The 24,361-nt window shown below is 38.8% G+C and carries 23 protein-coding genes and 1 pseudogene; 8 read left to right on the top strand and 16 right to left on the bottom strand.

The window, feature by feature from the left end; genetic code table 11:
- Positions 1–93: 93 nt before the first annotated feature.
- Both BTA34_RS18220 and tamA read right to left on the bottom strand, forming a co-directional pair.
- Positions 94–3,915: pseudogene (locus BTA34_RS18220) on the bottom strand (translocation/assembly module TamB domain-containing protein).
- A complete protein-coding gene (gene tamA / locus BTA34_RS18215) occupies positions 3,915–5,657 on the bottom strand; it encodes an autotransporter assembly complex protein TamA (RefSeq protein ID WP_151434012.1) in 1,743 nt (580 codons plus the stop codon). Before tamA ends, BTA34_RS18220 begins: the two are co-directional and overlap by 1 nt.
- A 126-nt stretch (positions 5,658–5,783) precedes the next feature.
- Here tamA and msrA point away from each other — a divergent pair, with 126 nt between their 5' ends.
- Positions 5,784–6,422 carry a peptide-methionine (S)-S-oxide reductase MsrA gene (msrA, locus tag BTA34_RS18210; protein WP_151434011.1) on the top strand — a complete coding sequence of 213 codons (639 nt, stop codon included), beginning with the start codon at positions 5,784–5,786 and terminating at the stop codon, positions 6,420–6,422.
- Between the two features lie 150 nt (positions 6,423–6,572).
- A complete protein-coding gene (locus tag BTA34_RS18205; RefSeq protein WP_151434010.1) occupies positions 6,573–7,955 on the top strand; it encodes a hemolysin family protein in 1,383 nt (460 codons plus the stop codon).
- A 93-nt stretch (positions 7,956–8,048) separates the two neighbouring features.
- Here BTA34_RS18205 and BTA34_RS18200 read toward each other — a convergent pair whose 3' ends face one another.
- The gene (locus tag BTA34_RS18200; protein ID WP_100159789.1) at positions 8,049–8,255 is read right to left on the bottom strand and encodes a DUF1107 domain-containing protein; all 207 of its coding nucleotides are present in this window, start codon (positions 8,253–8,255) and stop codon (positions 8,049–8,051) included.
- Positions 8,256–8,538: 283 nt separating this feature from the next.
- Between BTA34_RS18200 and BTA34_RS18195 the strand changes: the two genes are divergently transcribed.
- A complete protein-coding gene (locus BTA34_RS18195; RefSeq protein WP_151434009.1) occupies positions 8,539–9,099 on the top strand; it encodes a YtfJ family protein in 561 nt (186 codons plus the stop codon).
- Between the two features lie 52 nt (positions 9,100–9,151).
- On the opposite strand, the gene cysQ is transcribed toward BTA34_RS18195, so the two are convergent.
- Positions 9,152–9,892, bottom strand: a complete 741-nt coding sequence (cysQ, locus tag BTA34_RS18190) for a 3'(2'),5'-bisphosphate nucleotidase CysQ (RefSeq protein WP_151436701.1) — start codon at positions 9,890–9,892, stop codon at positions 9,152–9,154.
- 142 nt (positions 9,893–10,034) lie between these two features.
- Complete coding sequence (locus BTA34_RS18185; RefSeq protein WP_006535733.1) at positions 10,035–10,655, bottom strand: peptidylprolyl isomerase; 621 nt, start codon at positions 10,653–10,655, stop codon at positions 10,035–10,037.
- A gap of 249 nt (positions 10,656–10,904) precedes the next feature.
- Here BTA34_RS18185 and BTA34_RS18180 point away from each other — a divergent pair, with 249 nt between their 5' ends.
- The 3 genes from BTA34_RS18180 to BTA34_RS18170 all read left to right on the top strand — a co-directional run bounded on the left by BTA34_RS18180 (position 10,905) and on the right by BTA34_RS18170 (position 14,012).
- Positions 10,905–12,353 (top strand): NAD-dependent succinate-semialdehyde dehydrogenase, encoded by a 1,449-nt coding sequence (locus BTA34_RS18180; RefSeq protein WP_151434008.1) that lies wholly within the window; start codon positions 10,905–10,907, stop codon positions 12,351–12,353.
- Between the two features lie 413 nt (positions 12,354–12,766).
- A complete protein-coding gene (locus BTA34_RS18175) occupies positions 12,767–13,603 on the top strand; it encodes a hypothetical protein (protein WP_151436700.1) in 837 nt (278 codons plus the stop codon).
- Positions 13,596–14,012: a DUF1240 domain-containing protein gene (locus tag BTA34_RS18170; protein ID WP_265576131.1), complete on the top strand. Its 417-nt coding sequence runs from the start codon at positions 13,596–13,598 to the stop codon at positions 14,010–14,012. Before BTA34_RS18175 ends, BTA34_RS18170 begins: the two co-directional genes overlap by 8 nt.
- 28 nt (positions 14,013–14,040) lie before the next feature.
- Here the strand turns inward: BTA34_RS18170 and BTA34_RS18165 are convergent, their stop codons facing one another.
- The 4 genes from BTA34_RS18165 to BTA34_RS18150 all read right to left on the bottom strand — a co-directional run bounded on the left by BTA34_RS18165 (position 14,041) and on the right by BTA34_RS18150 (position 15,778).
- Positions 14,041–14,520, bottom strand: coding sequence for an Hcp family type VI secretion system effector (locus BTA34_RS18165; protein WP_023583601.1), 480 nt, complete (start codon positions 14,518–14,520; stop codon positions 14,041–14,043).
- A gap of 221 nt (positions 14,521–14,741) precedes the next feature.
- Positions 14,742–15,389: a metal-binding protein ZinT gene (zinT, locus tag BTA34_RS18160; protein WP_151436699.1), complete on the bottom strand. Its 648-nt coding sequence runs from the start codon at positions 15,387–15,389 to the stop codon at positions 14,742–14,744.
- A gap of 4 nt (positions 15,390–15,393) precedes the next feature.
- Complete coding sequence (gene ykgO, locus BTA34_RS18155) at positions 15,394–15,519, bottom strand: type B 50S ribosomal protein L36 (RefSeq protein WP_006535739.1); 126 nt, start codon at positions 15,517–15,519, stop codon at positions 15,394–15,396.
- 10 nt (positions 15,520–15,529) lie between these two features.
- Entirely contained in the window at positions 15,530–15,778 is a 249-nt protein-coding gene (locus tag BTA34_RS18150) for a type B 50S ribosomal protein L31 (protein ID WP_023583603.1), read from the bottom strand.
- Positions 15,779–16,014: 236 nt separating this feature from the next.
- On the opposite strand from BTA34_RS18150, the gene BTA34_RS18145 reads away from it, so the two are divergent.
- Complete coding sequence (locus BTA34_RS18145; RefSeq protein ID WP_151436698.1) at positions 16,015–17,700, top strand: hypothetical protein; 1,686 nt, start codon at positions 16,015–16,017, stop codon at positions 17,698–17,700.
- A gap of 74 nt (positions 17,701–17,774) precedes the next feature.
- Complete coding sequence (locus BTA34_RS18140; protein ID WP_265576130.1) at positions 17,775–18,419, top strand: LysM-like peptidoglycan-binding domain-containing protein; 645 nt, start codon at positions 17,775–17,777, stop codon at positions 18,417–18,419.
- Between the two features lie 83 nt (positions 18,420–18,502).
- Here the strand turns inward: BTA34_RS18140 and rplI are convergent, their stop codons facing one another.
- The 7 genes from rplI to nsrR all read right to left on the bottom strand — a co-directional run bounded on the left by rplI (position 18,503) and on the right by nsrR (position 23,920).
- A complete protein-coding gene (gene rplI, locus BTA34_RS18135) occupies positions 18,503–18,952 on the bottom strand; it encodes a 50S ribosomal protein L9 (RefSeq protein ID WP_023583606.1) in 450 nt (149 codons plus the stop codon).
- A 40-nt stretch (positions 18,953–18,992) separates the two neighbouring features.
- Positions 18,993–19,220 (bottom strand): 30S ribosomal protein S18, encoded by a 228-nt coding sequence (gene rpsR, locus BTA34_RS18130; protein WP_000135199.1) that lies wholly within the window; start codon positions 19,218–19,220, stop codon positions 18,993–18,995.
- 4 nt (positions 19,221–19,224) lie between these two features.
- Entirely contained in the window at positions 19,225–19,545 is a 321-nt protein-coding gene (priB, locus tag BTA34_RS18125) for a primosomal replication protein N (RefSeq protein WP_151436696.1), read from the bottom strand.
- Positions 19,546–19,553: 8 nt separating this feature from the next.
- Entirely contained in the window at positions 19,554–19,949 is a 396-nt protein-coding gene (gene rpsF / locus BTA34_RS18120; protein WP_151436695.1) for a 30S ribosomal protein S6, read from the bottom strand.
- Between the two features lie 176 nt (positions 19,950–20,125).
- Positions 20,126–20,857 (bottom strand): 23S rRNA (guanosine(2251)-2'-O)-methyltransferase RlmB, encoded by a 732-nt coding sequence (gene rlmB, locus BTA34_RS18115; RefSeq protein ID WP_164996193.1) that lies wholly within the window; start codon positions 20,855–20,857, stop codon positions 20,126–20,128.
- 102 nt (positions 20,858–20,959) lie between these two features.
- Positions 20,960–23,452: a ribonuclease R gene (gene rnr / locus BTA34_RS18110; protein ID WP_151436694.1), complete on the bottom strand. Its 2,493-nt coding sequence runs from the start codon at positions 23,450–23,452 to the stop codon at positions 20,960–20,962.
- A 39-nt stretch (positions 23,453–23,491) separates the two neighbouring features.
- A complete protein-coding gene (gene nsrR / locus BTA34_RS18105; protein WP_109372704.1) occupies positions 23,492–23,920 on the bottom strand; it encodes a nitric oxide-sensing transcriptional repressor NsrR in 429 nt (142 codons plus the stop codon).
- Between the last annotated feature and the right edge of the window lie 441 nt (positions 23,921–24,361).

Here is a 24,361-nt window from a genome sequence, read left to right as displayed (position 1 = left end):
ATTTATGCTCGCCTAATAGCTGCGCATAGGTCATCCAGTGATGATTACCTTGGTTTTGCCGTAAACTACCATAAACAATAATTCGCATATAATTTAAAACTCAAATTGATAAAGCAGATCTATTGCCTGATTCATACCAGACACTGCTTGTAAATACAACCTGGGCATCAAGCGATAACGTAAAGTTAACGTCGCTAGCGAATCAAATATACCCACTCCATATTTTACTTGTAGATCATTGGTTATCTTGCCACTGACCACAACTTGTGAGCTATCACCCACACCTTGCGTATCCAATGCTAAATCTGAAACACCAAAGGTTTCACCAATGCGTCCTACAAGCTGACCACTTTGACCAACACCTAAGCCTATCAGCATTGCCGTCATTTGTGATGAGTCTGCATCACCACTTTTATCTAACCCTTCACCTCTTAGCAAGTAAGATAACGCTTCTTGCTGGGTAAACGCAGGTTCAGAGAAAATTTCAACTTTAGGTTTATCTGCAAGCCCTGTCACCCTGACACCAGCAATCACATTATTTGCTGTGTTTTCAGGATTACGGATCGCTTCAATATTTAAGTAAGGTTGATCAACTGGACCTGAGAACAAGATTTGTCCCTTACGCACTTGTAAGTCTTGCCCATAAGCTTGAATGCGCCTTTTGGAATATCTATTTGGCCATTTAAACCAAGCCCTTGTTTATTTTGATTGACTTTAAGCGCCCCCGTCAATCTAGCTTTAAGCCCAAATGACGTCCAGTGTCACATCATCGCCAATATTAATCGCTAAATTGCTTTGAATTGGAATGGATGTCTCTTTGGTGCAATAGGTTGCAAGTTTTTATCCAGCATCACTTCATCAGAAGACGCTGATACCGCAGATTCTGGTAAATCTTGCACCACAATGCGCGCCCAAGGTATATCAATGCGACCGTCTAATTTCAGTAAATGGGGCTTGCCTCAAACACTAAATCAGGGTTGACATCAATACGAACCATCGGAGGTAATGCAACACGTAACTTATTACCATTTGCTGCCACAACAGCGCGCCATTCCTCTAATTTACGCCAATCTGCATTACCCGTAAGATTTAAATAACCTTCTGGTGTTTCGATTCTGCCACTTAAATCAGAGGTTGCACCATTAAAGCTAATATCAACATTTCCTTTGGTGATATCAAATGGGATCCAATGCCCAACCACTTTTAATTGATTAATACCGAATTGACCAAATAACAGCGGTGATTGCGCATTTCCTCCTAAACGTAATTGAGCGCCCACGCTTCCTTGAGCTATTTCACCTTTCCCTAAGAACGGTTTGATTAAATCTAATGTCAGATTATCAATATCAACCGTACCAGACAGTTGGCGTTTTTTCTCAAGATCAGCAACATTCACATTACTTTAAAATCACCATTACCCGCAATACTAATCAACCATTGCAATGTGGCTTTGCCATTATTTACACCAGCATTTAAAGTAATTGCATCAAAATCAATCGGTAAAACAGTACCATCAATATTCTGTTTTACACCAACACCTTGCCCTTTCAGGTTTACAGATGCTTTCGGTAATCCGCCTTTTGAATTCCAAGTTGCTGTCGCATCGCCAGTAAATACGCCTCGAACAGAAGTCTCTGCTGGTAGGAAAGGTTTGATCATAGCGAGATCAAAACGTGTCAATGTAATTGCGGCAGATCCGCTTTCACCCACTGTTATCGCTTTAGGAACACAAACTTGTGCATTTGGGTTTACCCAACAATGAGAACCAATGGTGACTTCTTGCTTTTCTGCCAATAAATTCAACGCCATGGCTTTATTTAAACGCCATTCACCCACAGGAGTATCAAATGCCGTATTATTTAGCGTTCCTTTCCATTGCTGTTTTTCTTTATCGAATGAACCCGCTAATGTCAGTCCGCCAGAAACAGGCTCTCCATCCATTTTTAGCGTCAGTTTATGCTGTTTTTCTGTACCAGCAGCATCCAGCGTTAAATTGCGAATAACTAAATCGGCTTGTTTTAACTGGCGAGCAGTAATTGCTAGCTTGCCGCCAATCTCTTTGTCTGATTGAACATCACCTTTAATTGTGATGGATTCAATACTGACTTGATCTTGCCATTTAATACCATGAGCATTGATATCAGCAATAATCTTAGGTGTATTAATATCACCACGAATATTAACCTTACCTTTAATGACTCCAGCCAATCCAGGAACTAAACCATTTAATCCTGGCGCATTAATATTGGCATCTAATGCCCATTTATCACCTAAATGCCCTTCAATATCGAGGTTATTCTTACCAAGAATAAGTTTTAACTGAGGGATATTCCATTGGCCAGAATCATTACCGTAAGCATTACCTCTCGCTTTGATAAGATTATTTTTGATATTGCCATCTAAGGTGATTTCAGGAACACGTAATTGCCAACTTCCGCCATATAAACTGCCCGTTGTGGCAATGCGCCCATCTAATTTAGCGGGCATATCTGGATATTGTTTAACGGTATTAATACCTGAAATGGTTAATAACGCATTCCAGCTAATTGCCTTACTCCAATCAGCGACACCAGTAATATCCGCATGACCTTGCAAAGCGGCTAAACGTAAACGCGTCACCTCTATTTTCTCTTCATTCCCTTTCGCATCTAGCATTAATTTAGCTGGCGGGATCTCCTGACCTTCAATATCGGAGCGTAATGAGAGATCATAGTTGTCTGTCTGACCATTTAAACGCAGCCGAGTATCATTGAGTTGATACTGTACATCGCCCGTTAATGGCCAACGAACTTTCTGACTTTCAAGTGTCAATTTTAATGGAAGATGTGGTTTTGCCAGTTCCGCTTGAGCGTCTAAAGTTGCGGTAACCGTTCCTGTTAAAGAGAGTGCTAATTTAAGCTCTTCGAGTAATGCGCCTTGTAAAGAAAGCGTCGCTTTTTGATCTTTAAAATCTTCAAGCCCTGCCACATCACGAATAGTCGCATTCACATTTAAATTAACAGGCCACTGCTTATCTAGGGTAATTCCCCCATTTAAACTAATCTCACCTTCTGGTGCATCAACATTTAATTTAGTGAGATTAACCTGTTTACCTTGCGTATTGGCTTCAAAAGATAATTGGTTAATCGTAACCGGTGTATCCCCTGTTATTTGTAACTGCTTACCTTCAATACCTTCAACATTTACATCAACAGGAATAATAATTTCGGGTAAATCAGCTAACAGAGGTTTAGCAAAAATCGCTTTAATTGTCTCAGCTAAAGCCTGTTCTTTTTCTTCTTGAGTTGTTGGCTCAGTTTGAGTTTTTGCCGTGACAACTTCGTTTACATCTTGTGCAACCGCTTCAACACTGCCTTCTTCTGGTGTTTTCGGTAATGCCACCAGCAAATCATTAATAAGTGTTGGATTTAATGTAACTTGACGACCTTCCCACTGTGCGCCTGTTTTAAATTCACCAAGCGAGATTGCCATATCGTCAATCTTCACATGTGTATTTTCTAATGAGAGTGAATTTAAATAGATAGGTAATGGTGCATTAAGCTCTGTTAAAGGCTCTGATGAAGGTGTTTCTTCAGAAGGGGGAAAAGCACTAGTATCAACATTAACAACAACATCTCGTGTGCCTAATGTATCGACACAAACTTGTTTATCAGTCAGGCATGCTAAACGTAATCCTAATGATAACTCTCCCACATTCACGTCAACACCGGGCATTTGATATTCAACCCCCGTTAAACGTAGATCTTTCCAGCCTCCGTTAACCTCTTTAATGGCTAAACCGGGAACCCAACGCGCTGCGCTGTTAATAGCAAAATGTAAACCAGATTGTGTTCCTAAAACCCAAGCTACAGCACCGAATGTAAGCAAAATAATGATAAGGAGTATTAGCGCAATCCATTTCAACCACTTTTTTATCATAACTCTGCTCCTAACCCGATATAAAACTGGAGTCTACGCTTATCAACGTCGCTCACAGGTAATGCTAAATCAAATTTAATGGGACCTACTGGTGATGCCCAACGAATACCCGCACCCGCACCTGTTTTAAAATCACTACGAGTAAAATCATTAACGGCTTCACCACTATCAATAAAGACGGCACTCCACCAGTTCCCTGTCACGTTATATTGGTATTCTGCTGAGCCAACTAACATTCTTGAGGCACCCGTTAAGTTACCTTTGCTATCTTCAGGTGAAATACTTTGATATTTAAAGCCACGAACGCTTCTATCACCACCCGCAAAGAAACGAAGTTCAGGTGGCACTTGCCCAAAAGCATTGGTTTCAATCCAACCAAAATTGCCTCTTACCACAAAACGATGCCCATCCCAAGGCGTACGTATCCACACTTGTTGAGCATTGAAAGCTAAAAACTCAACATCAGAACCCCAAATTTTATTTGAGTAATTTAAAGAGTAACGTTGGCTATCTCCCCAATAAGGCATCATGCCACCGCGTTGACGTACTCGACTCGCATTAACCCCTGGATATAACAGCATAGTGGTATAAGTGTCTTGCCCTTGAGTAAAGTGGCTAAGGCTCCAGCGGGTATTTATGCTATATTGCCAACCTGTAGACATATCCCAATTTCGAGAAAGGTTCAGCGTTGTCGTATCAGAACGCGTGTCATTATAGTCTGTTCTCTTAAAACCACCGTCTATCGCATAATATTGCTCTAATGGATTAATTTTTAATGGAATTTTGTATTTCGCACCAATAGATTGTTCAGGTTGAGAAATACTAAGATCTGACGTCAGGCTATGACCACGAGAGTTCATCCAAGGTTTATTCCACTGCATATTCAACCTAGGTCCTACATCAGTTGCATAACCTCCCCCTAATTCAACGTAGTTACGAGAGCGAGGAGTGACAACCGCATCCATAGGGAGCAAGTAAGAATGTTCACTGCGTGCTTTTGCAATATCAGGCGTCACAAGTGCTGAGTTAAACCAACCTGTTGCCGCTAAGCGTCGATTAAATTCTGCCAGATCTTCTGAGGAGTAATATTGCCCTTCTTTAAAAGGAACAATATTTTGTAGATAGTCTTCACGGATTTGAGAACCGCTATAATTCACCTTACCAAAGCGGTAACGCTCGCCACTATTAAAGACGAAATCCCAATAAGAGGCGTGATTATCTAAAGAAACACCGAGCTGGCTTTTTTCCATTTCAGCATCGAAGTAGCCACGGCGAACAGCAAGCCCCGTTAGCGAACCTTTGAGCTTTTCATAATCACCATGGTTTAACACGCTATCAAGTGGCGGCGTATTCTCTTTAATAACCTTAGCATATTGGCTATCTGTTTTAGCACCGCCTTCGAGAACAACATCGACTCCTTTCAATAAAATAGGAATACCTGGTTCAACTTTTGCTGTTAATACCGAACGTGCTGGCGGTGTATTTTCTTGATAAGAGAATGTCACAGTAGGCTGATAATAACCTAATGGGCGAAGTCCTTCTTGAATTGCCTTTTCAACACGCGCACGAAAACGCCCGTCAGGTGCAACTTCTTCTGTTGTAATGTTTGATAGCTGGACTCGCGCATTTTTTTCGAGCTGCCCTTCTAAACCTTCTACTTTTAAACGCAAATTTGCCCCATAGGCAACGGGTGCGATAAAAGACAGACAGAGAACGTAGATAACGGAGTATCTCGGCACGTTTTCTCCTCAATATGATTTAATCCATGTGATGAATTGACGACAAACTGTTTTAAGCTTTATTGTAGATTTAGTTTATAACAATATTAAACCTTTACCATAGTAAAGCGTTTACAAATATAAAAAATGGAGTCTACCTTGCAACATAAAGCTTACCAACCAGAGAATGCCTTAAAGGGTACTTCGACACCATTAGAAATATCTGCTAATCATGCAGTAAATGGGCATTCTATCAATGATATTCCTGAAAAAATGAGTATCGCTTATTTTGCGATGGGTTGTTTTTGGGGAGTTGAACGTCTGTTTTGGCAACAACAAGGCGTTTACTCAACAAGTGCAGGTTATAGCGGTGGTGTAACAGAAAATCCAACCTACCAACAAGTTTGCCAAGGATTAACGGGTCATAGTGAAGTCGTGAGAGTCGTTTTTGATCCTACAATAATTAGCTACTCACAACTTTTGGCGCTTTTTTGGGAAAATCATAATCCTGCACAGGGTATGCGCCAAGGTAATGATATTGGTAGTCAATATCGCTCGGCAATTTACACCGTTAATGCAGAACAATATGCGCAAGCTATTGAGTCCAAAAAACGTTATCAGCAAGCGATGAATGCTCAAGGTGCTACTGAAGCAATCACCACAGAAATTCAACCTACAGGGCCTTTTTATTTTGCTGAAGATTATCACCAACAATATCTCTATAAAAATCCACAAGGTTATTGTGGCTTAGGGGGAATTGGCATCTGTTTCCCACCTGAAAAGTAAAACTAGCAGAAAATAGCAGGGCGATGATATAATTGCGCCCTCTTATCTTTCTTTGTGAAAAACCTCATCACAATATATTGATTTATCTTCTATTTTTAACACTCTAGTATTACCCTTTGGATTAAATACTTGGGGTGGTGTGAGCCTTATATGCTTAATAGTTTACTCATTGTGCTTTTGCTTTGTGCTATCAGCGCCTTTTTTTCGCTGTCCGAAATCTCTCTTGCTGCTTCTCGTCGAATTAAGCTCAAACAACTTGTTGATGAAGGCAATATCAACGCTGCTCGTGTATTAAAAATGCAAGAAATGCCGGGCATGTTTTTTACCGTCGTGCAAATTGGATTAAACGCCGTCGCTATCTTAGCGGGTATTGTCGGTGAATCTGCATTTTCGCCTTCATTAAAAAGCTTTTTCCTACAATTTTTTGATGAAGCACTCTCACAACAATTAGGGTCGATTTGCTCTTTTATTATTGTCACATCAATGTTTATTTTACTGGCTGACTTAACGCCAAAACGCATTGGTATGATAAAACCAGAAGCTATCGCATTAAGAATTGTGAATCCAATGCGTTTCTGTCTTGCCTTCTTTCGCCCTTTGGTGTGGTTATTTAACGGTATGGCAGATCTCATTTTCAAATTATTTAAAATCCCGATGGTTAGAAATGAAGATATTACTTCTGATGATATTTTTGCCATTGTAGAAGCGGGGGCTGTTGCTGGGGTTTTACGTAAACAAGAGCATGAGTTGATTGAGAATGTCTTTGAATTAGAATCTCGTACTGTACCATCCGCAATGACACCACGAGAAGATGTGGTCTATTTTGATCGTGAAGAAACTGAAAGTGATATCAAAGAAAAAATTGCTACCCAGCCTCACTCTAAATTTTTAGTTTGTGAAGGTGATATCGACCATATTATTGGTTATGTAGATTCTAAAGAGCTTCTTAATCGCGTTATTAACGGACAAAGCCTAAATCTTAATGAAGGTGTTCATATCCGTAAAGCGTTGATTATTCCTGATACATTAACACTTTCAGATATGTTAGAAAGCTTTAAAACATCTGGCGAAGACTTTGCCATCATCCTTAATGAATACGCTATGGTGATGGGTGTGATTACGTTAAACGATGTAATGACAACCTTAATGGGCGATTTAATTGGACCGGGGCAAGAAGAGCAAATTGTAAGCCGTGACGAGCACTCGTGGTTAGTTGAAGGCGGTACGCCAATTGATGATGTAATGCGTGTACTTGATATCGACGATTTCCCAGATTCAAGTAACTACGAAACCATCGCTGGGTTTATGATGTATCGCTTACGTAAAATTCCCAAACGCACTGATTATGTGAAGTTTTCAGGATACAAATTTGAAGTTGTCGATATTGATAATTACAAAATAGATCAACTGCTTGTGACAAAAATTGATGATATTCCACCTGTGAAGCCTGTTTTACAAGAGCACGTTCCTGTAACACAGACAACCACAACAGAAGTCGATATCAAGACAGATGAGAATAAAACGGTCAGTTAACAAGTAATAGGTAACAAGTAACAAGTTGAAATTAATAACTGAGTCTTATCGAAGGTATGCACGAGAAAGACTCAGTTATCTATCAGATAAAAGTTAGCCCAGTTCTGCTTTCAGTAAAACCACCTGCTGGTTTACTTCACTCATCACATTAAAATGTAGCTTATCTTTTATTTTAGGCAGTAGTATTTTGCCATAATCGAATTCAAATGCACCCATTCCTTTGATGTAAAACCGTCCACGAAATAATGTCTTAACGTAGAGAGCAATTTTTTCAGGGTTATAGCGATTGAAGATTTTCATCTTTCAGTTAGTCTCCCATGCTCGTTGTTGAGTTTAATAAGTCATAAAGACTTATCTTTATATATCAAATTTAAAGACCTAATTATAAGTACTAGGTTCAACTTATTTGATTTTCTTATCTGTTTTTACATTTATTGACAGTAAAGAATATAACTAAAGATAGCGTATGCATTATTTTACTCACTCAATGTTAAATAAATGTATCAGTAATGAGGTATTATTCTTCACTAGCTTCTATGCTTAGATAAAATCTAACGTCGATTTCAATAATAGGACAATGGCTATGCACAAAATAACCTTAGCTGCTCTTTTACTCAGCACATCCACCTGGGCATTTGCACATAACATCACTGAAAATACAGTACTTCCTGCTGTCACAATCAATGACAAAGGCGAACTACTTTATGACACAACCAAAGATAAGTTTAGCTACCAAAATTGGAATAGTGGTCTGCTTAGTGGAAAAGTACGTACTGTTCAGCATATAGCAGGACGTAGCAAGGCGAAGGAGATGAATGCACCGTTTATTGAAGCCGTAAAACTGGCTAAATTTCCACACACCAGTTATCAAACTACAACGATTATTAATACTGATGATGCAGTCTTTGGCACAGGTCCATTTGTTCGTGGCAGTGTTGAAGACAGTAAAAAAGAATTTCCTTGGTCACAGTTTATTGTTGATGCCGATGGTGCAGCATTAAAAAGCTGGGGATTAGAGAAAGAGAGTTCAGCTATTGTTGTTTTAGATAAGCAAGGTAAGGTTCGTTTCGTTAAAGAAGGTGTATTAAGCGGTGCGGAAATTACAACTGCAATCAATCTTATCAACGATTTAATTAAAGAATAATCTCTGTGTTATAGCCCTTTTATATAAAGGGCTACAACCTTATTTGGTCTATTTAAAAAATAGACACTCTAAATCCTGGGTTTATCAGCGATTCTTTAGGGGAATAATCTAACGTGATTCCTTTCCAATCGGTGACATGCGCACCAGCTGCTATCGCAATGGCATGACCTGCGGCAGTATCCCATGTATGTGTTGGTCCAAAGCGAGGATAAAGTTGTGCTTTACCTTCCGCCACAAGACAAAATTTTAAAGAAGAGCCAACTGCCACCGTTTGATGTTCACCAAGTTGAGATAAATACTCTTTTAATTCATCATCTTGATGAGAACGACTAATCACAATCACTGGCGGTTCAGCGCGGCTCGCATGAATAGGTAATTTACGACCACACACTTCTTTCCATGCTTGTTTATTAGCAGCCGCATATAACACATTTTGAACTGGTGCATAGACAACGCCTAAAACGGGAATACCATTTTCAATTAAGGCGATATTCACCGTAAACTCACCATTTTTGCTGATAAATTCTTTAGTTCCATCTAAAGGATCAATCAACCAATAGCGATCCCAATGACGACGAACTTCCCATTCAGGGGGATCTTCTTCAGATAATTGAGGTATATCAGGGGCAATAGAAGCAAGTCCTTGTTTGATAATTTGGTGAGCGGCCAAATCAGCTTCTGTGACAGGTGAATTATCGCTTTTTTCCTGTACTTGGATAGGCTCTGATTGCTGGTAGATTTGCATTATCGCCATACCTGCTTGGCGGGCTAATTTGCTGACTTGTTCTAACATCATACACCTCTCTTATTTCTATAAGCAGATAACTTCTCTTATAAAAATTAATTACCCTACTGTCTCTTTATTTTAGTATAGAGACAAAAATAGCTGGCAAAAACCAGCTATTTTTTACTCTAATTTGCCGCAGAATAAGAAATTATAAAATTTCTAATAATTCTACTTCAAATACTAATGTCGCGAATGGAGGAATAGCCGCACCCGCACCACGTTCGCCATAAGCTAATTGGTAAGGAATATATAATTCCCATTTTGAGCCTACTGGCATTAATGTTAATGCTTCAATCCAGCCTGCGATAACGCCATTTACTGGGAATTCAGCAGGTTGACCGCGCTGAACTGAGCTATCAAACACAGTACCATCAATTAAACGCCCTGTGTAATGAACACGAACATGATCAGTACGCGCAGGGATTGCACCTTCGCCCGCAGTCAGGACTTTATACTGTAAACCTGATTCTGTAACTTGAACGCCTTCATTTTTCACATTTTCTTCTAAGAAAACTTTACCAGCATCAGCCAGCTCTGCTTGGCGTTCTTGACGCACAGCTTCAGCACGCTCGTGCATAGTACGTAAGGCATTGTGTAATGTTTCAACAGGTACAGAAGGCGCATTACCTTCTAATGCATCGGTCAAGCCAGCTAACAGTGCTGCTGGCTCTAATCCTTGAAGACCTGACTCAGTCAGTTGTTGACCGACTTGCAGACCAATACCGTAACTTGCCTGTGATTCAATAGAATCAAATGATGGTTTTGACATGAAAAATACCTGTTTTTTATGAAAGTTAAATTCAAGAATAACAGTGGTAAGGTACAGCGTAAACCTTCAGCCTTGAGATTCATTAAAAACGTAAGCAATTGACTCTATTCACCGCGTTTTAACGTTTTTTTATTGGCATTTGTCATACTTATTTTCACAACATCACAACACAGGCATATAATTATACATAGGCACTAAACTGCCTAGCCTTATAAATATCAATATATAATGTGTTCAGAGAGGTATTAAGTGAAGATAACGACAAATCCCTATTTCCGCGAACAAGGCTATATTGATGGTCTTTGGTGTAATGCTAAAAATAACGAAACCGTTGATGTTATCGATCCTGCCACGGGTACTTTACTCGGAACTGTACCCAATATGGCAACTCAAGAAGCAATAATGGCTGTTGATGCTGCACAAAAAGCCTTACCAAAATGGCGCGCACTTACAGCACATCAGCGCGGAGCGTTATTGCAAAACTGGTTTAAATTAATCACTGAAAATAAAAGAAAATTGGCTGAATTAATGACCTTTGAGCAGGGTAAACCTGTTGCTGAAGCAGAGGGTGAAATTACTTATGCGGCTTCTTTTATCGAGTGGTTTGCAGAACAAGGAAAGAGAACCAACGGTGAAATTATTCCCTCACCTTCTGCTGACAAACGTTTGATGGTGATTAAACAAGGTATTGGTGTTTGTGCTGCTATTACACCTTGGAACTTCCCAGCAGCGATGATCACCCGCAAAGCCGCTCCAGCATTAGCTGCGGGTTGTACGATGGTGATTAAACCTGCCAATGAAACACCTTACACCGCATTAGCTTTAGCGGAATTAGCGGCTCAAGCGGGTATTCCTGCGGGTGTGATTAATATTGTTACAGGTGATGCCATTAAAATTGGCGAAGTCTTTACCTCTGATAACCGTGTTCGCAAATTAAGTTTTACTGGCTCTACAGGTGTTGGACGTTTATTAATGCGCCAATGTTCTGATAGCGTAAAAAAAGTCTCTTTAGAATTGGGCGGTAATGCGCCATTTATCGTGTTTAACGATGCCGATATTGATAAAGCCGTTGAAGGGGCTATGGGCGCTAAATTCCGCAATGCAGGGCAAACCTGTGTTTGTGCTAACCGTTTTTATATTCATAAAGATGTTTATCAACAATTTAGTGAACGTTTTGTTGCTGCTGTCAAAAAGCTCAAAGTAGGAAACGGTTTTGAAGAAGGTGTCACTATTGGACCTCTTATTAATCGCAAAGCAGTTGAAAAATCACAATCTTTACTGGCTGACACACTAAAACGCGGTGCGACACTGCTTTGTGGTGGTGAAAGTGATAAAGCGGGTGAAAACTTCTTCCAGCCTACTGTTGTGGGTAATGTGCCTGCCGATAGCCATATCCTTGAAGAAGAGATCTTTGGCCCTGTAGCACCTTTAGTTATCTTTGAAAATGAAGATGAAGTAGTACATTTAGCTAATAACACCATTTATGGTTTAGCGGCTTATTTTTATAGTGAAAATCCACAGCGTATTTGGCGTGTTGCTGAAAATTTAGAATACGGCATGGTGGGCATTAATACGGGTTTAATTTCTAATGAAGTTGCGCCATTTGGAGGAATTAAACAATCAGGCTTAGGTCGTGAAGGCTCTGAACACGGTATTGAAGACTATATGGAGATGAAGTATCTCTGCCAGGGATTATAAATAATCGTTAACCCAACTTATAAAAGTAAGTCAGCATGGATGCTACTACTTTTTTCTTACTCTTTTTTCTTATTATTTTCTCTTATTATCTAAAAAATTAAAATCCCTGATTTAACAAAAAGATATAAAATAGAATTTATATATCCTTAATCTATTTATTACTAATATAAAAATAAAAACAACTTCTCTTATAAGAGTGGATATTATTTCTTTAAATAAAATTAAAAAGATAAATAAAACAAATACCATAACAATCAAAATAATCATCATAAAATATGAAATAATAAGAAATAAAAACTCATATAGTATTAAGCTAATTTTTAAATTGGTTAATCTAATAACGAATATTTTTAATTGCATAAAACTATAAATTTTATTAATCTAATCCAAATTTATAAAAAAGGATTTTTTATATGGGCTATATATACGATACCACCGTTATTGATTGGGATAGAGAAGAACAATACAACAATAAGAAAAGAATTGAACGGATCCTTAATGATACCGAAGATGATGAAAATGTTGCAGCACTTATCACCATTGAAGAAGCTGATTATGTTCTAAAAAACTTATCTACCCCAACACCTTATAAATCATCGAAAGACACTTTATTTAGTGTTGGTGATATTGCTTCATCATATTCTGGAAATATCTATGAATTATATAGAGTCGAAAGGATTATTAATGAGTTTAGAAATATTAATATCACAGCGACTGAATATGTAGGTAAAAATGGAAATGTCTATATAAGAATTTCAGGTCATGCGGGCGTTAGAACTTATTTAAATGCAACTCGATACTTAGCAAATAATCCTCGTATTATATATATGGGGGTAGGAACCCAAGGAATGAATTCAGTTTCAACTGGGGGAGCACGTTTTGCAATTGTCTTTTCAGCAGCTTATAGAATTGTAGAGCTAATATTTAGAGATGAATATGATCTCACCAATTTTTTCGTAAATATAACGATGGATATGGCAAAATTGGCTATTAGTATGCAAATGACAACTTTACTCACGGGTAGCTTAGTAACAGCTGCATTAGCAGGAGGAACAAGTATTATAGTCGTTACTTTAGGTGTATTTATTGTGGGTCTAGTGGTAGCGATTGCCCTATATAAATTAGATGATGAATTTAAGATAAGTGAAACCATAATTAAAAATCTAAAATCTTATCGAGACAAAAAACCTGAAACACCTTATCATCCTGATCAATTTTTTACACAATGGGGAAGACTTAGCCGTGGATAAAATAAAAAAAATAGAAATAAAACCGGTTAATTTAATACTATCTTCTCTATGTATTTTACTCTTATCGTTTTTTGGATTTTATTACTCAACAATTAATTATATAGATTACTTTTTAATGAAAGACAGAATAGCATTTTCATTTCAGACCGGATTACTCTGCTTTGGGGTTCCTTTAACTTTTTATTTTTCATATTATGGTTTTCTTTGTGCATATAAGAAAAAAATACAAAAAATGAATAATAAAATCGCCGGTTATCTTGCCATTATTGTAATAGCTGGAATTGTTTTTAGTTTCTTTTTTTCATTTTATGTCAGATATGATTTAGTCTCTAAGGGATATTATATTTGCTATAAACAATCAATCTTTGCACCAAGCGAATATGTTATATCAAAAGATATGTGTAAATAGCACATATCTTTTAATTATGTTGTAAATCCTACTTAATCATATCACTATTAATACTGTAACTAGAGGTATTACCGACTAAATGATTTCTTGAGATTGAAGTATATTTCATTTGAATACGCTGATATGGCATTGATTCATTATCATTTATTGAATCAGGGAAAATATCAGAAACTTCAATTAGAGAAACTTCTGTCAGTTTAATTTCATAATATTTTTCAAGTTGCCCATGTTGGCTTGTTCTATAAAAAGTGAATGTTGCTTCTAATACCTCATTGTTATCTAGGGCTGTTGAAAGTAGTGGTGATGATTTATCTATGGGTTTAGTAAATATAACCGGTTGATAAGATGCATTTTGTGTACGAAAAGAACCATTATTTAAACTAATCACTTGAATTTCATCCTCATGATTAAGTTGATAACGGTTTCCTATCGAATCAAGAGATGAACAACCAACAGAAATTAACCCTTGGACTTTCCCTTTTAAAGTTAAATAAATAGGATATGCCATAAAAATTCCTTTTAAAAAAATTAATTAAATATTAGGTAATAAAAAATGAATAGACTTAGTTTAATATATCACTAAATAAATATGAGTATACTTATTAATTAAATAACTTTCACATGAATTATTTTATTATTCTCTTTAGACCACATAATTAATTAAAAAAAATCTAGCATTCCTTTGCTAAAGATTTTTTATTATTTTATTTTCTATCTATTTTACTTAAATCAGTGATAAAGCATTTCATGAACAATATCATCTGCTTTCATGGAATAAGGATAATACGTTGGCCAGTTGCTTAGTTCTTTAAGTAATTCATCTTGCGATATATTGCCCATATATAAATGGAAGTGCCCTGCTTTCTCTGGCGCAATAATATGGTCGCTAAATTGAATAAATTTAGGTGCTTGGCTTTTGGCATCATCACAGCGGAAAAGATAACGTACGCCTTTTTTACCAGACTCATAATGTAGAATACGATAACCATCATAGTGATATTCACAGCTATCGACGTTTTCGCCTCTATGGAACTCAATAATATTGTTTTCAATACCAACCATATCCACATCAGTTTTATAGCCTTGTGCGTAATAGGTTCGGTACTCTTCAACCGTTTTATCTTTTTTCGTTTCTGCTTTCTTTTGTAAAACCTCATCTAGCTCGCCACTCACCAGATAAGGCTCTACAGATTGCCATACGCCATCCCAATCACTAAGCTGGCGATTGAGAACGTCCTTGTCCTCAAAAATCCCGTTTGCTGCATCTCGCTGTGCTTGTGTTTGTACTTTTTCATGATGGTGGCTATGTGCTAAAACAGACATTGCACTACCCAATAATCCCATGATTAAAATACAAGAAAGAACTGGCTTTTGCATAATTTCACCCCTGAACTGCTTTAAAACGTGGATTTGATTTACAAATCACATAAAGGCGACCACGGCGACGCACCACCTTACAATCTGGATGGCGCTGTTTAGCACTTTTTAATGAACTTAATACCTGCATTTTTTCTTCCTTACTTAATAAATTGACCAAAACGTTTATTAAAGCGTGCCACATTACCTTCTTGAGAATGTGTCTTCTGCTTACCGGTATAAAATGGGTGTGATTGAGAGGAGACATCTAATGTCACATAAGGGTATGTTTGCCCTTCATACTCTATTGTCTTTTCCGTTTGGATGGTTGAACCCACTTTAAAATAAGCATCTGCGCTGGTGTCATGGAAAATCACTGTTCGATATTGAGGGTGGATACCTAGTTTCATAATAAACCCCACTTCATTTGCAATGTTATAATATAACAATTTGGAATTGCGCTAATGTACCCCTTTTTAATTTTATTGACCAGTTTTTTTTGATTTGTTTTTTTTATCTCAAGAAGGAAGGAATTTTGAGATGGGAATTTTTTTAGTGATATAAGTGGATTTTCTGGCTTTTTTTATCCAGCCTTCCTATTTTCCGCTAAAGTTATACTAAGACGGCAAAACAAATAGGATTTATTATGACTAATTGGCGCGATAAGCTTTTCAGTAAGTCACCTTTGTCTATCGATCTCACAGTAGACTTTCCTAACGTTTACTCGTCTTCTGCGCCTTCAATTTTTTCACAATTAAGACCTTATGAAATAGGTGATACACCATTACCTGATGAATTAAATCTATTGTCAGACGCACATCTAAAAGTAAAACCTGATAATTCAATACCTTTTAGTTGGTCAGCTGGCGCTCGTGAAGGTATTATTTTGCACCAACGAATAGGTCGAGCCATTGAGCAACTACCTTCTCAAAAAGCATGTGAGGAATTTGCCTTATCACTCTATCATGCAATAAAACATATCGTTCTTTTGCCTGATAAAGAGCATATTGATTCTTTTTATTCCATGGCCTGCCAAGATAAACTCGCGCCTATTACCTATCTTCCACATCTGATAAAGAAAATAGAACAAGATGAAACATTGATTAATCATGAGGTCTATTTTCAATTCATCTTGTGGATCTTGAAGTCAAGCCCTGATAAAAATCCGATCAAAATCGCATTAGGGCTATTAGGCACGTTTAGCGATAGTCCTTCTCAACGTTTACTTTTATTGTTTGCCCTTCACCCTGAATTTACACTTTATGCTATTCGTTCGCTGAAACAGCGCCTTTCTTGTGAAGAATTGGAGCCTTTTTTATATTCCCTAGGTCAACGAACAAAAGGCTGGGGACGTATCCAATTTATCGAATATCTGCCTTCAACATTGTCTATTAATAATCGTTATTGGCTGCTGACTGAAGGGTATAAAAATAACGTAATGACAGAATATGTGGCCTATGACTGCGTCACAAAAGGCGCATTATTAGAGATGTTGAATACGCATCCTTTAGATAATGAGTTACTGCTTGGTTGTAGTGATCTTTTACGCGCACTGCTTAATGGGGGTCCTACAAAAGATATCTATGATTATGTAGAAGGCGTCCAAGCGTGTAATACTTTTATTTCACAAGTTGATTCTTTGCCACCCAAAGAATTAAAACTCCTTTATTGCGTCTGTGAAATCGCCGACTTTGTTCAAAATAGTGGTGAAGATTGGTTATTACTCGAGTCTCTCGGCTGGGACGATCAATACCAACAACAAATTATCTCCACTTCACAAAATATTATTCAAAAACCAGAATGGTCGATACTCATTATCGAAGCATTACAAAACTCTTCTCGCTCAAAAAGTTACCAAGCAAGCCTTGTTGCTAAATCTCTTCGCCTTGATATTTGGGAATTGCTCTTTTCACTACAAAAAGATAATCCCAATGCGGATTGGTGGCACCAATTAATGCAAACGGATGCTTCTCATAAAATAGAAAGAGTAGTTAAACTTGCAGAACAACAAATTGAATTAACAGCATTCGATAGCACAGATGATCCATTAATAACTACCTACTCTGAATATCAGCCCCATCATGCCGTTGAATATATTATGCAAGATCTTGGTGGTTTTCCTGGTATCGGCTGGTCACTGATCAAAAGGCAATTACGCAGCCCGACATTGCGTGATAGAAATATGGCGCTGAATGTTCTTTCAACATGGTCTGACACATTATTGCCTCATGATCTTTACGGTGAATTAACGCAGGCTTTAACCATAGAAACAGATAAAAATGCGTATCAACGTATGAAACTATTTTTAGTTAACCATCAAGGGAATAAATAACATTAACGGTTAGAGCGAATAGATAATTCTGAAAAGAATTCAGGGAGCAAGTTAGGATCATGGTTCGTGCTAGTATGGCTACAAGAAATAAAAAAGATGTTACAGCAATTCATAATACTGATTCACAGATCAATAATGAGGTGAATATGGGCAAATTCCCTGGCTTACATCGTCGAGCAATACTGGTTATTGCTATTGCTTTATTGGTCGTATTTTTTTGGCCGACAAGTGAAAACACCAGTGAGCCACCTCAGCCATCATCATCAACGCATGATCTTCCTGTGCCAATAGCATCTACCAATGATCCGGCGTATCAAACACCGATCCCTCAAGCACAAGATAGCTTAAATGCCGAATCTGGCACTTCTCCATCAATAGAAGAGCCAATGACAAATGATCCTGAAGGCAATATTGCTCAAACAGCACCGCAACAAAACACGCAATCAACACCAGCGCAAACATGGCAAACTTATACCATTAAAGAGGGACAGACCTTAGCGCAACTTTTTAGAGACAATCAACTTCCTGTCAATGATGCATTCTCTATGGCGAAATCAGAAGACCAGCAAAAATCATTAAGCCAATTACGCTCTGGGCAAACTATTCGTTTACAGCGTAATCCACAAGGTGATGTCAGTATGCTAGAAGTGACAAATAGCGCCGGTACTGTTATCACTTACACTCGTTTGAGTGATGGAAGTTATTACCGTACCCCATAGTAAGAAAAGCATTTATTTATCCCAAAAAAAACGCCAGCTAAGCTGGCGTTTTTCTTTATCAACATTAACTGTTTAATCAGAGATTATTCAGCAACGATGATAACATTCAGTTCAGCGAATACGTCACTGTGAACTTGGAAGTGAACTTCGTGGTCACCAGTAGTACGCAGAACGCCATTTGGCAGGCGAACTTCGCTCTTACACATTTCAACGCCAGCTGCAGTTACAGCATCAGCGATGTCACGAGTACCGATTGAACCAAACAGTTTACCTTCGTCACCCGCTTTAGAGCTGATAGTGACAGAACCCAGTGCATTGATCTTCGCTGCACGAGCTTCAGCTGCTGCTAAAGTTTCAGCTAATTTAGCTTCTAACTCAGCACGACGCGCTTCGAAAAACTCGATGTTTTTCTTAGTCGCAGAAACAGCTTTACCCTGTGGGATTAAATAGTTACGAGCATAGCCCGATTTTACGTTAACCTGATCACCCAGGCTACCCAGATTCGCTACTTTATCAAGCAGAATAATTTGCATTACCTTATCCTCTACAAGTCATTAATGGACTATATACCTATTACTGATGACGATCAGTATAAGGTAATAAAGACAGGTAGCGTGCGCGCTTGATAGCACGAGCCAGCTGACGCTGGTATTTTGCACGAGTACCGGTGATACGACTTGGTACAATTTTACCACTTTCAGTGATATAGTTTTTCAGCGTAGCGATATCTTTATAATCGATCTCTTGTACGCCTTCTGCTGTGAAACGGCAGAACTTACGACGACGGAAATAACGTGCCATATGGCTAGTCTCCAGAATCTATCAATTCAATCTGCTCGGCATGAAGCACCAATTTAAACAATCCATTTCGTGCCTGATGGCTACTAATGAATCCAGAAACGGTGATTTGGCTGCCGACCGTTATACTGTGAGTAACTGCTTGTAACGCTTTCCCGCTAGCAATAATGGGCATTCGGCACCATGATTGTCTTTTTAATCCCGCCTCTTCTTGTATTGAACGATGTTCAATAACAAATTGACAGTGCGGGATCCCAGCGGGGCTAATTTTTCGAATTAATGCCTTGCACACTGTGCCTGTTAGCACCAAATGATTATTAGCCGTCACAGCACTAATTACTCTTCAGAATCCTCTGCTACATCATCAACTTCATCTTCATCAAGGTCATCAGCGATATCACGACGGCGTTCGTCTTTTGCTTTAACCATTGGAGAAGCTTCAGTTACTGCGTGTTTAGTACGCATAATCATGTTGCGGAGAACGGCATCGTTGAAACGGAAAGTAGTTTCCAGTTCATCAATCACTTCCTGCGGAGCTTCAACGTTCATCAGAACGTAGTGTGCTTTGTGCAGTTTGTTGATTGGATAAGCTAATTGACGACGACCCCAGTCTTCTAGACGGTGGATCTGACCATTTGCATTAGTGATAGCGGTTTTATAACGCTCGATCATGCCCGGAACTTGTTCGCTCTGGTCAGGATGAACCATAAAAACGATTTCGTAATGACGCATTTGATATTGCTCCTTACGGATTTATCAGCCTCCTGTCAGGGTCAGTCACCACCCATGGAGGCAAGGAACTTGTTTAAGTTGTGACTGAAAAAATTGACGCGTAACTATACCCCCGCGGCCAATAAAACTCAAGGGAGTATAGAGAATAAAATGAACCCAGCAATTATTTCACGCAATTATTTCACAATAATACGCTGGCGCATCGCTTCAAATAAGCAAACGCCAGTTGCTACAGAAACGTTGAGCGAAGACACCGTACCCGCCATAGGGATACTGATCAGCTCATCACAATGCTCGCGAGTTAAACGACGCATACCTTCACCTTCAGCGCCCATCACTAATGCCATTGGACCTGTAAGTTTGCTTTGATATAACGTATGGTCTGCTTCGCCTGCTGTGCCGACAATCCAAACATTCTCTTCTTGCAGAAAACGTAATGTACGAGCAAGGTTAGTCACTTTAATTAAAGGGACACTTTCTGCGGCACCACAAGCCACTTTTTTGGCTGTTGCATTTAATTGTGCAGAACGATCTTTCGGAACGATAACAGCATGCACACCAGCGGCATCGGCACTACGTAAACAAGCCCCTAAATTATGGGGATCAGTAACGCCATCTAGCACTAATAAGAAAGGTGTACCCACTTTAGCTAACAAGTCTGGTAAATCTTGTTCTTGATACTGGCGACCTGGTTTTACTTTAGCAATAATACCTTGGTGAACAGCACCCTCTGTTTGGCTATCTAACCATTGGCGATTAGCCACTTGAACCAGAATACCTTGCGCTTCTAATTCATGGATAACTGGTGTTAAACGGCGATCTTCACGCCCTTTTAATACATAAACTTCTTTAAAACGTGCAGGATCACGCTCAAGTAATGCGGTTACTGCGTGAATACCATAAATAATTTCTTCGCTCATAGCGGTGCTTACTCATTAAAAAATAAAAGGCACAAAACAGATAAAAGGCGGAGTCTCCGCCTTTTAAAAAAGAACCAGAAGAACGAAACTTTATGCGTTATCGCGTTTGGCTGCGCGTTTAGCTTTAAGTTTTGCCTCTATCTTTTTGGTTTGTGATGATGCTTTCTTACGTTTGCTACTTGCTTTATCTTTCGCAACTTGGTCTTTTACAGCGTTATCTTTGCTCGCCTTACCTCGACCTGATGATTTGCCTTTTTTGAAGGCACTATCTGGCTCAAAGTTTTTATCTTTGCTTGCATCACGACGACGAGACTTGCTAGAACTAGCGTTTTTCTTGTCTTTTTCACCTTTTAGTCCACGAACACGGGCTGTTTTACCCGGATTACGTGCAGTGCGTGTTGTTGAAATTAAAGAGAAGTCGATAGTACGTTCATCCATACTGACCGCTTCCACTTTCACTTCAACTTCATCACCAAGGCGATAAACTTGTCCTGAAGACTCACCAATTAAGCGTTGTCCTACATTATCATACTGATAGTAATCATTATTTAATGTAGAAACATGCACCAGACCATCAATAAACAGATCATTTAAGCGAACAAAGAAACCAAAGCCCGTTACGCTAGTGATAATACCTGTAAATTGTTGACCAATTTGATCCAGCATAAAGTCACACTTCAGCCAATCAGCGACATCTCGTGTTGCTTCATCAGCACGGCGCTCTGTTAAAGAGCAGTGCTCACCTAATTGCAACATGGTGTCCATATCACTATGGTAGCCACCTGTTGGTGTCCAGCGCTGTGAACCGTGACCTTCTTGTTTCGCAATTTGATATTTAATAGCGCGATGCAACGCTAAGTCCGGATAACGACGAATTGGCGAGGTAAAGTGCGCGTAAGATTTTAGTGCTAAACCAAAGTGCCCACGATTTTCAGGATCGTAAATCGCTTGTTTCATGGAACGCAAGATCATGGTTTGCAGCATTTCACGATCAGGACGGTCTTCAACTTCTTTCATGACACGCGCGTAATCTGCTGGCTCTGGCGTTAAGCCTCCTGGCAGCGTTAACCCTAATTCATTAAAGACTGAACGTAAATTCAGAACGCTCTCTTCTTTGGGTTTATCATGAATACGATAAAGTGCAGGTTCTTCGTTTTTCTCAACAAAGCGAGCGGCTGCGATATTAGCAAGGATCATGCACTCTTCAATCAATTTATGTGCATCATTACGAACAACTGGCTCAATACGCTCAATACGACGCTCTGCATTAAAGATAAACTTCGCTTCTTCTGACTCAAAACCAATCGCACCACGTTGCTCACGCGCTTTATCTAGCACTTGATACAATTCGTATAGATGCTCAATATCTTGAACGATAGGTTTATAGTGTTCACGCAGTTCTTCATCACCTTGAATGATTTTCCACACTTTGGTGTAGGTCATTCGAGCATGAGAACTCATCACCGCTTCATAGAATTTATAAGAAGAAAGGCGTCCTTGTTCAGAAACCGTCATCTCACAAACCATACATAAGCGGTCAACTTGTGGATTTAATGAACACAATCCATTAGACAGAACTTCTGGCAACATCGGCACGACTTGAGAAGGGAAGTAAACAGAGTTTCCTCGGCTACGCGCTTCTGTATCTAATGCTGTTTGTGGACGCACATAATAGCTCACATCCGCGATTGCGACCCATAAACGCCAGCCACCACCTTTTTTACGTTGACAATAAACGGCGTCATCGAAATCTCGCGCATCTTCACCATCAATGGTAATTAAAGGTAAGTTCCGTAAATCGACACGTCCTTGCTTAGCTGATTCTGGCACTTCTTCTTTTAAATCAGCAACTTCTTTGGTGACTTTTTCAGGCCATGTATGAGGGATCTCATGAGTACGCAGGGCAATTTCCACTGCAATACCTGTTCCCATCGTTTCGCCTAGGATCTCAACGATACGCCCTACTGCCTGAGTGCGACGAGTAGGTCTTGTTGTGATTTCAACGACAACCACATTTCCCATTCGTGCGCCCATGATATCTTCTTTAGGAATAAGAATATCAAAGCTTAAACGGCTATCATCAGGTACAACAAATCCCATACCTGACTCAATAAAATAGCGACCTACAATTTGGTTATTTCGTGGTTCAATAACACGAACAACACGACCTTCACGGCGACCTTTTCTATCCATACCTAAAGGTTGAGCAAGGATCACATCGCCATGCATCGTTTTTTTCATTTCATCTTGTGAAAGATAAAGGTCATCTTTTTGACCTTCTGCACGTAAAAAACCATAACCATCGCGATGACCGATTACCTTACCTTTCCACAAATCAAGGCGTTCTGGTAATGCGTAACACTGGCGACGGGTAAAAACTAATTGACCATCACGTTCCATTGCTCTTAAACGGCGACGTAACGCTTCTAAGTCTTCTTCACCAGAAATTTTTAACGCCTGTGCTAAATCTTCACGGCTCATGGGTGCCGTGCGTTTTTTCATTTCTTCTAAAATATATTCGCGACTAGCAATTGGAGAGGCGTATTTCTCTGCTTCTCTATCCTGAAAAGGATCTTTTGACATTATGACCTCCAAGCTATCAGATTTGATGAAATAGTAGACTCAAACATCTTCTAATAACAATTTATATAAGGAGCTATTATTTTCAACTAGCTCTGCGAGTGTGTGACGGTCTAACTCTTTCAAAAACTGCTCAATTGCCTGATTTAACACCAGTTTTAGTCGGCAAGCTGGGGTAATGTGGCAAAACTCAGCACTACAGTTTACTAATGAAAGTGGCTCTAAAGCACGAACAACCTCACCTACAATGATATTTGTTGCAGGCTTGCCTAAACGGATCCCTCCATTTTTACCGCGAATAGCCTCAACAAAACCTAAATGGCTAAGTTGATTAATAATTTTCACCATATGGTTACGCGAGACACCATAGACTTGTGTCACTTCAGTGATACTCGTCATTTTGCCTTCTGGCAATGAAGCCATATATATCAATGCTCGCAATCCATAATCTGTAAAACTGGTTAATTGCACAATGACCTCTGAAAAGTGGTTTCCCCTATTAAAGTCGTTAAGGGATCAATAAATATTAATGAGAATATCATTTTATTAAGCAATATTATGTTTAATTTTTGGACATTTAGCAAAGATATGCTCAAAAGTGAGTTATTTCCGTCTCTCACTTGACCATCAACAAAATAATAGCGATATCACAGACAAAGAAAAAGCGATACTGTCGATTTTCAACAGATCGCTTTCTTATTTCTGACATTACAACAATAACATTGTCTTACTGTTTTTACGCGTTACTGATAAAACAGAAGCAAAACCGAGTGTAAAGCTGTCTTATCTTATATGTGTAACGCGTATGTGTAACGCGTATTGTTATCTCAATTTTAACCAACAAACAGATACGAAAAAATCGCCCCTGTCATTTTCAGGGACGATTTTCACATCAAACCAATTTAATGCAGA

Source organism: Proteus sp. CD3, assembly GCF_008808075.1.
Classification (GTDB): Bacteria; Pseudomonadota; Gammaproteobacteria; order Enterobacterales; family Enterobacteriaceae; genus Proteus; species Proteus appendicitidis.
The sequence above is the reverse complement of the archived record's forward strand: the minus strand, read 5'-3'. Positions and strand labels throughout refer to the sequence as shown.